Below are 11684 nucleotides of genomic sequence, written 5' to 3'. Positions count from 1 at the left end.
AGTGCCCATGTCCCGATCGAGCCGTCACGAAGCCCGTCTCCTGAGCGTGGACGAGGCCGATCTCGTCGCGCGCTCGCATCACCCCAGGCTCGGTGAGGCCGATGACGGCGGCTTGGCGGAGCTGGTCGCGCGTCTTCGGGCAAGCCGCGACCGTGCGCGGGATATCTCCCGCCGGCAGCGCCGCGAGCTGCGCGGCAAGGCCGCCCCGTCCGGGGCGCGCGCCGCGACCGACAATACCGGGACCCGCCGGAAGGCCGCGGTGCTGGCAGCCGCGGTGAAGCGCGCCAGCAAGGAGAGCGAGCGCAGGCGGAACGCCCGGGCGCGCGGTCGCCTGATCACGAGCTCCCGCAGGGCGCTGGCGATGAAGCAGGCCGCCGGCGATCACGGTCTCGCGCGACCGACCTCGCGCACCGCGCACGATGGCATGCAGGCCGTTCCGAACGACAGCCTCGCGCCGTCGGGCGCCCTCGACAGCGCGGGACACGAGATCGCGCGGCGGCGCGGCGGCGGTCCGCGGTAGCGCCAGGCCCGGACGGCCGCCGCGGGCGCTCCGGGCTCGCCCCCTTCCCAACCCGGCGTCCGCCTCCGCGGCATCTCACCGGTAGCGGACCGGCCGGATCCGCGGCGCGCCTCTCTTCCGGCCGCGGCCGGTCACGGGCGCGTGGCCCCGGCCTCGCGGTGCGCGCCGGCGCGGATCCCGCGAGATCCCTGTCGCGGCTCTCACGCGGACCTCGCGGACGCGCCCGTCATGGAGCGACAGGAGACGTCGGTCCTGGCAGGGTGGGATCCGATCGTGGCCCCGGGCCGTAGCGGAGCGCGCCCGGACCAGGCGCGCATGAGGATGTTGTCGATGCGGGGCGCCGCGCTGATTTTCGGGACACTTCTCGTCATCGCGACCTTCGTGTGGTTCATGTACTTCGTCCCCCTGGGATGTGCGATGAACACGACGGGGTGCCGGGAGACCTTCTCCGTCTGGAGCGGCGGCGGCCTGGTCCATTTCTGGGCGCCGCTCCTTTTCGCGAGCGCGGCGATCCTCTTCGGATTGTCCGGCTCCAGGTAGATCAGCGGTATTCGCGCATTGCGAGGCAGGGCCGCCGACGCTCCGGTCGTCGACGGATCTGGTCAGCGGCGACGAGAGGGTCGTCGATGAACGTCTAGACGGCCGTGCAGCCGTTCCGGTGATCCTGCCCCTCGGTCACGGGTCAGCTTGCCGGCTGGACCGGGCCGTGCGAGGTGTCGCCCGCGACGATGCCTGACGTGAGTTGATCCGCCGATCGCATGAGCCTCGCCGTCCACCCGACCCGCGCCCGAACCCCGATGACCGCCGATCTGCACCGCGGCTATCGCGGCCGGGAGGGCGACCGACGGGCCGCGCGGGATGCCGGTCGATACCAGTCTCGGCGTCGGACAATCCCCGCGACCCGGCGAAAACGCGACTGGGCCGCCCATTGCAACATCGTGCCGGCGCCTGCCGGAGGAACCGCGTCCCGCGAGGCGGGACCGTTCGCCAAGACAGGGGATGTCCGGGAATGATCATCTGGTCCGGCTGGGGAATGCTGACGGCGCTGATCGCGGCGGCGGGCCTGATCGGCAGCGTGCTGCTCGATCCGGCGCTCGCCCGCCTGGGCGTCCCGACGCCCACGGGCGTCATCCTGGTGTGGGTGGTGGCGGCCGGCTTCAACTGGTGGCTCGGCACCCGGCTGAACGGCCGGCCGGGCCGCGAACTGCTCGACCCGCGCACGGGGCAGACGGTGATCCTGCGCCCGCGCCACACCCTGTTCTGGATCCCGATGCAGTACTACTCCGTGCTCATGGTTCTGCTCGGTCTGCTCGCCGTGATCGGCGCGATGCACGCCGGCTCGCCGGGCCGGCCTGTCTGATGGGTGAGCGCCGCGCCGCGGGTGCGCGGCCGCGACCTCTCCGAGGCCTCTCCGGCGCTCGACGCCGCGGCGCAGGGATGAAGCCCGTGGCGGTTTTAGGGGCAGTCCGGAGCGTCCGGAATCGCGTCGAAGGCCTGCGGTCCCGGCTGTGCTCGGGGGCGGACGACGACGCGGACCGTGACCCGGCAGTCACCCGCCCGGACGCGGTAGCGCTCCCCGTCGACGCGCTCGACTGCATCGATCGGACGCGATCCCAGCACTCGCGCGGCCGCCTCCGCGACGGCCTGGACTTCACGCACGCGTTGCCAGGACGGCGGCAGGGCGGCCTGGGAAGTCGTCGGAAGCAGCGCGAGCCCCGTCGCGCTTAGCCAGCGCCGCGCGGCCATCATGCCCGAGCCTCCCGGGTCCTGGCGGGAGCCGACACCGGCGCCGGGACAGCCGCCCGGATCGGCCGGACCGCGAAGAGCCGAAGGCGTCGGCGCGTGGGCGTCTCTCCGTTCATGCAGCGGGGACGAACCTCAGCGGACCGCGAAGACGGAGGCCGGCGCCCCGTAGCGCCGGTCCCAGCCTTCCCACGCGACGTCGGTCGGTCCCACGGCGAAGTCGACGACCCGCCAGCCGTTTCCGTCCTGGCGCAGCAGCGCGGCGTAGTCGTTCGAGTCCAGATCGTCCGCGGCGCGAGGGAGGGGTCGGCCGTCGGGCCGCTGCATCCGCGCGAAGAGGAAGGCCCAGGGGCCGACTTGGTTCAGGGCGTGCACGACGAACTGCACCGGCTGTCCCCGCCCGGCCTCCGCGGGGCCCCGGGCGACATCGAGCAGGGCGCGCCGCGCCGCGCCCTGCGGGGTCTCCGTCCCGGCCTGTGCAGGCTGTCGCGTGCCGTCGCCGCAGGGCTGCCAGGTTCTCTGGGCGCCGGTGTCGGCCGGGCGTCCGTGGCACCAGCCCGCGGCGGCGAGCCGGCGATCGAGGCCGTCGCGCCGTTCGCAGGCCGCCTGCGTGCGCGGATCGTCGCCGGAGCCGCCGCGGCAGAGGCCGTTGGCCGTGGTCCAGTCCCGGAGAAGCGCCGCCACCGGCTCGGCGCGCGTCGCCGTCGGCGCCGCGATCATCAGGGCGCAGAGCGCGCCGACGCGCCGTGTTCGCCGGGTCCGGTCTTTCCGGCTCGCGCAGGGCGCGCGGCCATCACCGGGGAGGCCGCCATCGGCCCGCGCGACGGCGTGGCGGGCCGGAGCAGCGGATCCGCGCGTCTCCGCACCGGCGTCACCCGACCGCGCGCCAGTGCCCGGACCGCCGATGGACCTTCCGTGTCCCCCTGTCATGCCCTGAAATCCCTGCCTGCGCCGGTCTCACGTCAGCCTTGAGCAGACCAGACCGAGTTCCGCGCGCGTCCCGCGCGGGATGATCGGCACGATCGTTGCGCTCATGTTGGGCACGCGGCGAGACCTGTCGAGGGGATCGGCGCCGCCGCGGGTCGGAGCGGGTGCGCCTCCGCGGCGCTGCACGGCCGGGTGGCGATCCCACCGCCGGCACCGCCGAGACGGGAGCGTCCCGCCGCGGAGAGCCGCGCTCTTCGCCGGCAACCCGTCGCGCCGGACGCTGTTGGGTCCCCGGGAGTGGTTTCCGTATGGCGCGTCGCATCCTGATCACCGGCGCCAGCATCGCCGGCAATACGGTGGCCTGGTGGCTCGGCCGCAGCGGCTTCGACGTGACCGTCGTCGAGCGCGCGCCCGCCTTCCGGGATGGTGGGCAGAACGTCGATGTGCGCGGCGTCGGTCGCACGGTGCTGCGCCGGATGGACCTCGAACGGGCCGCCCTCGCCAGCGGCACCGGCGAGGAGGGCACGGCCTGGATCGACGGCCGGGGACGGGTCGCCGCGCGGTTCGACGTCGCCGGGGCCGAGGGTGATGGGCCGACCGCCGAGATGGAGATCCTGCGCGGCGACCTGGCTCGCCTTCTCTACGAGCCGGCCCGGGAGCGGGCCCGCTACCGCTTCGGCGATCGCGTGGCCCGCGTCGCGGAGGACGGGGACGCGGTCGCCGTCACCTTCGCGGGCGGCGAGACGGAACGCTACGACGCGGTGATCGTGGCGGAAGGTGTCGGCTCATCGACCCGCGAGCTCGTCTTTCCCGGAGAGTACGCGCCGCGCTGGATGGATCTGACCATCGCCTACTTCACGATTCCCCGAATCCCCGACGACGACCGGATGTGGCGCTGGTTCAACGCCACGGGCGGCCGCAGCATCTCGCTGCGGCCGGACCGGCACGGCACGACGCGCGCGATGCTGACGCTCCGTCAGCCGCCCGGCGGCGAGCAGGACTGGGATGTCGCCCGTCAGAAGGCGTTCCTGCGGGCGCGGTTCGCCGGCGCCGGGTGGCAGGCCGGGCGCGTCGTGGCGGGCCTGGACGCGGCGGACGATTTCTACGTCGACGTCCTGCGCCAGGTGAGGATGAAGCGCTGGTCGTCCGGACGCGTCGTGCTCACAGGCGACGCGGCCTGGTGCGCGACGCCCCTCGCGGGCATCGGCACGACGCTGGCCGTCACCGGCGCCTGCGTGCTGGCCGGTGAGCTGGCGCGCACCGACACGGTCGCGGCGGCCTTCGCGACTTACGAACGGGTCATGCGCCCCTATGTCGAGAAGGCGCAGGGGGTCCCGAAGCTCGCGCCGAAGCTCATGAATCCGCGCACGCGGATCGGCATCCGTCTCCTTCACGCGGCCCTGAACGTCGCGAGCAGGCCCGCCGTTCGCCGCGTCACCGCGAAGCTGTTCGATGGGCGCTCCGAGGAGCCCGATGTCTCCGCTTACGTCGGTCGATCGGCCTGAATCGGCTCCTCGGCACACACGCTCCGGGCGGTTCCACATCGAGCGCTCGGATCGCCACGGCTCGGTTCACTGCGGGGTCTGACCTTGGCTCAGGAACGACGGCGTCCGTTGTCGGGGCCGCCTCTCCTGACAAGACCGGCTGTGCCGGCGGGGGAAAGTCCTCCCTAGAATTGTGAGATCAATGTCTGTTGTTTCATGAATCGGATCCCTGTCGGGTCTCGACGCGCGCGAGCATGTCGAGGGCATCACCGATCGCGGCGAACTCCGCGGTGTTGTCGAAGATGCACCACGCGCGTCGGCCGAGGGCCTTGTGCGCTCCGAGGCGCTCGGCCATCCGGGACAGGACGCGCGGTTCGTACGCCGAGTAGTACATGCGCGGCGAGCCGTGGAGCCGATAGTAGACGAGGTCCGGCCAGCCACCGGGCATGCCGGCGTTCCGGACCGGCGCGGGGTCGGCCGCGACACGGGCGATCGCGAGGCCGACGAGCAGGCGGTCGACATCTTCTGTGAACCACGTGGCGTGGCGCGGCTCGCAGACGATGTCGCCCGGGAAGCGCCGCCGGAATCCCGATAGGAAGGTCGCCGCGGACGGGCTGTCGAAGGCCAGACTCGGTGGGAGCTGGAGCAGCAGCGGCCCGAGTTTTGTCCCGAGGCCCGTGACCTCCCCGAGGAAGCGCGCGAGGGGCTCATCCACGCCGATGAGGCGCCGCTCGTGCGTGATCGATCGCGGCACCTTCACGGCGAAGCGGAACCCGTCCGGCACCGCCGCAGCCCATCTCGCGTAGGTCGTCGCCCGATGGGGCCGATAGAAGGCGGTGTTGATCTCGACCGCGGAAAAGCGCTGTCCGTACCGCTCCAGATGGCTGCCCGCCTCTGGGAACTGCGGCGCGTAGGCCTTGGGCAGGCTCCAGCCCGCGGTCCCGACGGCGATGGTGTCTGATGGATGCATGGAATACCGCTCGGGGCCGAAGCCATGCCGGCCCGACCGGCGATCGGTAGACCGGGATCTGCGCGCATGCGAGCGCTCGACGAGGTGTTCGACCGTCTCCCGCAATCCGCGTTCCGGCGACGCTTCCGGCTGGCGATCGCCGATCGGGTCTACTTGCGAGAGAAGGGGCTTCCGACGGTCTTGGACCACGCGCGGGACTTCGTGCGGCGACGCCTCGCGTCCGCCGAGCCGAGGAACGACGGCAAGCAGACGCCCTTTCGCGGTCATCCCGTCTTCACGGCGCAGCACGCGACGGCAACCTGCTGCCGCGGTTGCCTGGCCAAGTGGCACGCGATCCCCGCCGGCCGGGCATTGACCGCCGTCGAGCAGGCCCACGTGGTCGCCGCGATCGCGCGCTGGCTGCGCTCCGAGGACCCCAAGGCCGCCTGAGGCGCGCGCCAGGCCGGGCGGCCGGCGCCACCGAGACGGGGCAAAGTCGGCGTCGCGGACGAACGCCGCGATCCGGTCACTCCCGCCGGGGCGCCTCAGGCCCGGCGGCGTGCCGCTGCCAGTCGCGGCGTCCGGGCCACACGGCCCCGCCGCTTCTCCCGCTCCGCGGGCCGCTTGGCCTTCGCCCCTCCGGAACTCGCCTCGTCCCTTCCCTGCCGCGGCTGCGCGGCGTGCGCGTCGAGGAAGCGTCGGCACGCGTCGAAGTCGGTCTCGGCGTCCGGAGGGCACGGGACGCCGCGCCGCTGGGCGAGGCTGCGCGCGTAGCCGACCATCGCCGCGCTCGGGCTCCGCCGGCCGTCTGCGCGGCCGGCGTCGTCCTCCTGTCCGCCACGCGGCCCGGCATGGGTGTCGAGGAACGCGCGGCAGACGCTGATGCTGCTCCTGCAGCCACGCGGCAGCGTCACGCCCTTCCGCTCGGAAAGGCTCACGGCGAACGCCACCATGGCCGGCGTCGGCGGCCGCTGGTCGCCCTGACCGGCCGGGATCAGGCTCGGATCGAGGCTGACGGTCGGCGCCTGCGCGATCGCGGCGATCAGGTCGTCGAGGCGGGCGCGGGTGCGCTGGCGGAAGGCGGTCGCGCGCGCGACCGCCTCGGCGCGCGTGGCCGCCCGTCCGATCTCGGCGAGCTCCGCCTCGAACATGGCGCGCCCGACCGGATCTCCGTAAGCCGGGAACACGCTGCGCACCGCGCGGACGAAGGTCAGGCCGACCTCGGTGACCTCGATGGCCGGATCCTTGCCGGTAGACAGCGTGATGTAGCGGCTCTTCAGGAGCTTGGGCAGGATCGTGTCGCGCGTCGCGGCCGTGCCCAGACCCTTCGGCTCGTTCGGGTTGGCGGGGTTCTCCAGGGCGCCCTTGGCGGCCGGATCGTCCACTTGGTCGATCAGCCGGCCCATCACCACCGGCAATTCGCCTCGGGTGATCCGCCGTGGCGGCTCGGTCTTCGCGGTGGCGATCTCCGCCGTCGCGGCGGAGGCGCCCTCGCCGTCGGTCACGAGCGGCAGGCGGGTGGCGGTGGCTTCCGCCTCGCGCTTGGTCTTGCCGGGCACGGCATCCGTTTCGAGCTCGGCCTCGCTGCCGTAGAGCGCGCGCCAGCCCGGCGCGCGCACGACGCTGCCGGAGACGGCGAACCGCCTCACGCCCAGCGGTGTCGCGACATCCGCCGTGACGCTCGTGCGCGCGTCGACCCCGTCGGGCAGGTGCGCGGCGAGATAGGCCTTCGCCACGAGTTCCCACAAGCGGAACTGATCGGTGCTGAGACGGCCGCGCTCGGGCGCCTTGCGCAGGGGCACGATGGCGTGGTGCTCGCCCGGATCCGCGACGTAGTGGCCCTTCAGGCCGCGACGGATCAGCGGCGCAGCGTCGCGCGGAACGACTGTGCTCAGGTCGGTCAGGACGGTCGTGACGGCCGCGATGATCGCGGCGGCATCGCCGGCCTGGCCCTCGGGCAGGTGCTCCGACTCCGTGCGCGGGTAGCTGAGGTACCCCTGATCGTAGAGGTCCTGAGCGATGCCGGCCGTGTGCTGCGGGTCCCAGCCGAACCGCTTGGCGCAGCGTCGCGCCAGGGTGTCCTTCGAGAACAGCCGGGGCGGCGCGCGCCGGACATCCCTGTGCGCGACCGCCAGAGGGCCCGACCACGTCGCCGCGGCGGACCGGATCGTCTCAGAGATCGCCGCATCGAGGATCCGCTCCTTCGGGGCGTGCCAGAGGGTGATCTCCGCGCCTGCATGGGTCCTAAGGTGCAGCGCGACCTTGAAGAAGTCCTGCGGCACGAAGGACCGGATCCGCTCCTCCAGGTCCGCCAGGATGGCGAGGGTCGGCGTCTGGACGCCGCCGAAGCGCCAGGGCTCCCGGAAGGCGGGCGGGCGCAGGCGCAGCGAGATCGCCCGCGTGCCGTTCAGGCCGAGATGATAGTCCTCGTACTGCCGGCAGAGCGCCTCGAGATAGGCGGCGTAGTCGCGCTCGCCCGAGGCGGGATCCTTAGCCAGGGCCGCGAAGGCGCGTCGGATCGAGACCTCGTCGAGCGCGCCGAGCTTGAGCCGGTCGACCCGGCCGTTCCAGCCGAGATGCTCGAGCACTTCCCACGCGATCATCGAGCCCTCGCGACCCGGATCCGTGGCGATGACCACGCGGTCCACGCCGCTCAGCGCCTGCCGGATCGCGGCGATCTTCGGCGCGTGCGACTGCCCGGACCGGTTCGTGCCGTAGCCGACGGGGATCGTGGGAAGGACGATCGGGAGGAGGTCGAAGCGCCAGGGCTTCCACTCGGGCCGGATGCTGCCCGGCTCTTCGGCCGACAGCAGGTGTCCCTCGGCGGCCACGCAGACCGTGCTCGGCGAGCGGAAGAAGCGCTGCAACTGGCGCATCGCCGAGGGCTTCTCGAAGAAGAACAGCGTGCGACCGGAGTTCGGAGATGACATGTCGCTGACCGCTCCGGCTGTCGCCGCGCCTGACCCGGGGTTCACATTTTGTTCCAGACGGGCTCGGGATGCAACTGGCGCCGCGAGAGGGGAAGCCGTGGGGAAGCCGGCGGCGTGTCGCCCTCCCCAGGCACACCGGCCGGCGCCGCGATGCTGGAGCGGCGCTCGTACCCGTGCTCCGGGCTCGCCCGCGGCGGCGACCCGGGATGCCTCCGTGGCCGGATCCCCGCCTGTGGCTGGCGCGCTGCCGTCGACCCGCGCACCGTCCTCCGAAGGCTCCGGGCACGCGCTCGCGCGCTGAGGGTTGCCCGCCCCGGCTGTCTGCCGAGACCAGCAAGCCTTCAGCGGGCACGGCACCGAGGCCCGGTCGCCGGCCTAGCCGGCCGCATGCGCCGAGCCGGGCTTGTTGCCGTGAATGAGGTCCCGACCCGCGTAGATGCCGCCCAGGACCTGCAGATCGAGACGCTCCGCATCGCGGCGCCGGACCTCCGCCAGGATCGCGCTGGCCGCTTCCGGCTCGGCTCCGGTCGTCAGGAGCGCCTGCTCGCCGAGGAGCAGAGCCGACTCGACCGTCTCGCGGATCTGGTAGGCCACGCCCGCCTGGATCAGCTCGACCGCGTGTTCGCGATCCCGGGCGCGCGCCAGCACGGGCACCAGGGGGAACTCCGCCTTGGCGATCTCCGCGACGCGTCTGGCCATCGCGGTGTCGTCGACGCAGATCAGGATCGCCCGCGCCGTCGCGGCGCCGGCCGCGTGCAGAATGTCGAGGCGGGTGCCGTCACCGTAATAGACCTTGAAGCCGAATCCCTCGGCGAGACGGATGTTGCTCGGGTTCGTGTCGATGATCGAGACCGAGCAGCCCTGAGCTATGAGCGGCTGACTGGCGATCTGGCCGAAGCGGCCGAACCCGACGATCAGGGCGCTGCCCACGAGGTCCTCGGGCGCCTCGACGCCGTCGATGGACGGGACGGCCTTGGGACCGAGACGATCGAAGGCGACGACCATCAGCGGCGTGATCGCCATCGACAGGATGATGGTGGCTGTCAGGACGGCGTTGGTCGTGCCGTCGATGATGCCCGCGCTCGCGGCGGCCGCGTACAGCACGAAGGCGAACTCGCCGCCCTGCGCCATCAGGGCCGCGCGTTCCAGCGACTCGGCGTGCGAGGCGCGCAGCACCCGGGCCACGCCGTAGATGAGCAGGCCCTTCACGGTCATGTAGGCGGCGACGCCCGCCAGGATCAGGCCGGCATTCGCGGCGATCACCGTCAGGTCGAGGGACATCCCGACCCCGAGGAAGAACAGGCCGAGCAGGATGCCGCGGAACGGCTCGACATCGGCCTCCAGCTGGTGACGGAAGCTCGACTCCGAGAGCAGGACGCCGGCCAGGAAGGCGCCCATCGCCATCGAGAGGCCGCCGAGCTGCATCGCGAGGGCCGAGCCGAGCACGACGAGGAGGGCCGCGGCCGTCATGACCTCGCGCGCCTTGGCGGCGGCGAGGAGGCGGAACAGCGGGTTGAGCAGCCAGCGCCCCGCGGCGACGAGCGCGCAGACCGAGAGCAGGGCGATGGCGGCCGTGACCGCGCGCTCCGTCGCGCTCGCGGCGCTCCCGCCCGGCGCCAGAAGCGCGACGGCGGCGAGGAGCGGCACGATGGCGAGATCCTCCAGCAGCAGGATCGCCACGATGCGCTGACCCTTCGGCGTCGAGAGCGCGCCGCGCTCTTCCAGGAGCTGCATGACGATCGCGGTCGAGGTCAGCACGAAGCCGGTCCCGGCCACGAAGGCGACGGTGATCGAGAAGCCGAGGGCGAGTCCGACCAGGGTGAGGGCGGCGATGCAGGCGCCCACCTGGGCGAGGCCGAGCCCGAAGATCGCGCGGCGCATGCCCCAGAGCCGGGACGGCTCCATCTCCAGCCCGATGATGAAGAGGAACATCACGACGCCGAGCTCCGCCACGTGGAGGATGGCGTGGGCGTCCGTGAACAGGCCGAGCCCGAAGGGCCCGATCGCCAGTCCTGCCAGGAGATAGCCGAGGACCGATCCGAGGCCGAGCCGCTTGAACAGCGGGACGGCGATGACGCCGGCCGCCAGGAGGGAGACGACCTGAACGAGTTCGCTCGCGGCACCGGATGCTTCGACAGCCATGGCGGGGTCCTTCCGTGGGTGCACTGGCGCCCCGCGGCCCGTGCAAGGCCCCGACGTCGCGCCGATGGATCCATCTTGAGCGAAGCACGCGCAATCAGAAATGGAAACTATCGAAACGGATCGTTTCCATGAACACTCATCGTGCGGCTTGCTCTGACGCGCGATCCGGAGCGTGGCCCCTCGTCCGGATCACGGAGGGGTGTGCTGGCAGGCTGGCGCGGCGACGGGTCTCTGCGCGCGGGGCCTCTGCCGGATCCGGGAGCGGTGTCCGCACAGGCGGACGACCGCGCCCGTCAGCGTCCGGCGGTCGACGAAGAGGGGCGATTGACAGCCGATTTCTGGCGCCCTATACGGCGCCTCCCGACGCGGTGCCCGGCCAGGGCGGGCCGCTCGGACGGACTTCCACTGAAGACTCCAAGCAACGTTCGGCGAGCGCCGAGTAGTTCTTTGTTGATCTTCAAATGGCACTTGTGTAAACAGGCGCCGTTCTTTGACAAGTGAATACGGGAAAGAGAAGCGTGGACGGCGCTTGTCCTTGCGGGTCCGGCGAGAGCCGGATCAACGAGAGAAGCGAGCTGTCTAACGCTTCGGAAGCTCACACATCCGGGCAGTGATGCCGGGATGATTGTGAGCCTCTGTCAAGTAGTTGTGATCAGCTTAGATCAATCTCTTCAACGTGAGAGTTTGATCCTGGCTCAGAGCGAACGCTGGCGGCAGGCTTAACACATGCAAGTCGAGCGGGCCCTTCGGGGTCAGCGGCGGACGGGTGAGTAACGCGTGGGAACGTGCCTTCTGGTTCGGAATAACCCTGGGAAACTAGGGCTAATACCGGATACGCCCTTATGGGGAAAGGTTTACTGCCGGAAGATCGGCCCGCGTCTGATTAGCTAGTTGGTGGGGTAACGGCCTACCAAGGCGACGATCAGTAGCTGGTCTGAGAGGATGATCAGCCACACTGGGACTGAGACACGGCCCAGACTCCTACGGGA

At 71.8% G+C, this 11684-nt stretch carries 10 protein-coding genes and 1 rRNA gene; 6 read left to right on the top strand and 5 right to left on the bottom strand.

From position 1 onward, the window contains the following. Positions 1 to 7: 7 nt before the first annotated feature. The 3 genes from BMY19_RS10395 to BMY19_RS10385 all read left to right on the top strand — a co-directional run bounded on the left by BMY19_RS10395 (position 8) and on the right by BMY19_RS10385 (position 1880). A complete protein-coding gene (locus BMY19_RS10395; protein WP_100251641.1) occupies positions 8 to 520 on the top strand; it encodes a hypothetical protein in 513 nt (170 codons plus the stop codon). A 315-nt stretch (positions 521 to 835) separates the two neighbouring features. Then, complete coding sequence (locus BMY19_RS10390) at positions 836 to 1060, top strand: hypothetical protein (RefSeq protein WP_244534885.1); 225 nt, start codon at positions 836 to 838, stop codon at positions 1058 to 1060. 469 nt (positions 1061 to 1529) lie between these two features. Beyond that, on the top strand, positions 1530 to 1880 hold the full coding sequence (locus tag BMY19_RS10385; protein WP_056531099.1) for a hypothetical protein: 351 nt from the start codon (positions 1530 to 1532) through the stop codon (positions 1878 to 1880). A 95-nt stretch (positions 1881 to 1975) separates the two neighbouring features. Here the strand turns inward: BMY19_RS10385 and BMY19_RS10380 are convergent, their stop codons facing one another. Beyond that, positions 1976 to 2269, bottom strand: a complete 294-nt coding sequence (locus BMY19_RS10380; RefSeq protein ID WP_020094403.1) for a hypothetical protein — start codon at positions 2267 to 2269, stop codon at positions 1976 to 1978. A 129-nt stretch (positions 2270 to 2398) separates the two neighbouring features. Beyond that, the gene (locus tag BMY19_RS10375) at positions 2399 to 2983 is read right to left on the bottom strand and encodes a hypothetical protein (RefSeq protein ID WP_100251640.1); all 585 of its coding nucleotides are present in this window, start codon (positions 2981 to 2983) and stop codon (positions 2399 to 2401) included. 515 nt (positions 2984 to 3498) lie between these two features. On the opposite strand from BMY19_RS10375, the gene BMY19_RS10370 reads away from it, so the two are divergent. Beyond that, complete coding sequence (locus BMY19_RS10370) at positions 3499 to 4695, top strand: FAD-dependent monooxygenase (RefSeq protein WP_100251639.1); 1197 nt, start codon at positions 3499 to 3501, stop codon at positions 4693 to 4695. Between the two features lie 193 nt (positions 4696 to 4888). Here the strand turns inward: BMY19_RS10370 and BMY19_RS10365 are convergent, their stop codons facing one another. Continuing rightward, positions 4889 to 5644: a DUF72 domain-containing protein gene (locus BMY19_RS10365; protein ID WP_100251638.1), complete on the bottom strand. Its 756-nt coding sequence runs from the start codon at positions 5642 to 5644 to the stop codon at positions 4889 to 4891. A gap of 66 nt (positions 5645 to 5710) precedes the next feature. Between BMY19_RS10365 and BMY19_RS10360 the strand changes: the two genes are divergently transcribed. Then, on the top strand, positions 5711 to 6073 hold the full coding sequence (locus tag BMY19_RS10360; RefSeq protein ID WP_100251637.1) for a DUF4186 domain-containing protein: 363 nt from the start codon (positions 5711 to 5713) through the stop codon (positions 6071 to 6073). 95 nt (positions 6074 to 6168) lie between these two features. Here BMY19_RS10360 and BMY19_RS10355 read toward each other — a convergent pair whose 3' ends face one another. Beyond that, positions 6169 to 8553: a type IA DNA topoisomerase gene (locus BMY19_RS10355; RefSeq protein ID WP_100251636.1), complete on the bottom strand. Its 2385-nt coding sequence runs from the start codon at positions 8551 to 8553 to the stop codon at positions 6169 to 6171. A 375-nt stretch (positions 8554 to 8928) separates the two neighbouring features. Beyond that, complete coding sequence (locus BMY19_RS10350) at positions 8929 to 10695, bottom strand: monovalent cation:proton antiporter-2 (CPA2) family protein (protein ID WP_100251635.1); 1767 nt, start codon at positions 10693 to 10695, stop codon at positions 8929 to 8931. Positions 10696 to 11367: 672 nt separating this feature from the next. Between BMY19_RS10350 and BMY19_RS10345 the strand changes: the two genes are divergently transcribed. Next, a 16S ribosomal RNA gene (locus BMY19_RS10345) occupies positions 11368 to 11684 on the top strand; the annotation flags it as partial.

The sequence above is a fragment of the Methylobacterium sp. UNC300MFChir4.1 genome (genome assembly GCF_900110155.1).
In the GTDB taxonomy this organism is placed as follows: Bacteria; Pseudomonadota; Alphaproteobacteria; order Rhizobiales; family Beijerinckiaceae; genus Methylobacterium.
The sequence above is the reverse complement of the archived record's forward strand: the minus strand, read 5'-3'. Positions and strand labels throughout refer to the sequence as shown.

What these genes read in the sequence shown, in the direction of transcription:
- BMY19_RS10395 (WP_100251641.1), top strand. Translation starts at nt 8, where the DNA reads ATGTCCCGATCGAGCCGTCACGAAGCCCGTCTCCTGAGCGTGGACGAG.
- BMY19_RS10390 (WP_244534885.1), top strand. Translation starts at nt 836, where the DNA reads ATGAGGATGTTGTCGATGCGGGGCGCCGCGCTGATTTTCGGGACACTT.
- BMY19_RS10385 (WP_056531099.1), top strand. Translation starts at nt 1,530, where the DNA reads ATGATCATCTGGTCCGGCTGGGGAATGCTGACGGCGCTGATCGCGGCG.
- BMY19_RS10380 (WP_020094403.1), bottom strand. Translation starts at nt 2,269, where the DNA reads ATGATGGCCGCGCGGCGCTGGCTAAGCGCGACGGGGCTCGCGCTGCTT.
- BMY19_RS10375 (WP_100251640.1), bottom strand. Translation starts at nt 2,983, where the DNA reads ATGATCGCGGCGCCGACGGCGACGCGCGCCGAGCCGGTGGCGGCGCTT.
- BMY19_RS10370 (WP_100251639.1), top strand. Translation starts at nt 3,499, where the DNA reads ATGGCGCGTCGCATCCTGATCACCGGCGCCAGCATCGCCGGCAATACG.
- BMY19_RS10365 (WP_100251638.1), bottom strand. Translation starts at nt 5,644, where the DNA reads ATGCATCCATCAGACACCATCGCCGTCGGGACCGCGGGCTGGAGCCTG.
- BMY19_RS10360 (WP_100251637.1), top strand. Translation starts at nt 5,711, where the DNA reads ATGCGAGCGCTCGACGAGGTGTTCGACCGTCTCCCGCAATCCGCGTTC.
- BMY19_RS10355 (WP_100251636.1), bottom strand. Translation starts at nt 8,553, where the DNA reads ATGTCATCTCCGAACTCCGGTCGCACGCTGTTCTTCTTCGAGAAGCCC.
- BMY19_RS10350 (WP_100251635.1), bottom strand. Translation starts at nt 10,695, where the DNA reads ATGGCTGTCGAAGCATCCGGTGCCGCGAGCGAACTCGTTCAGGTCGTC.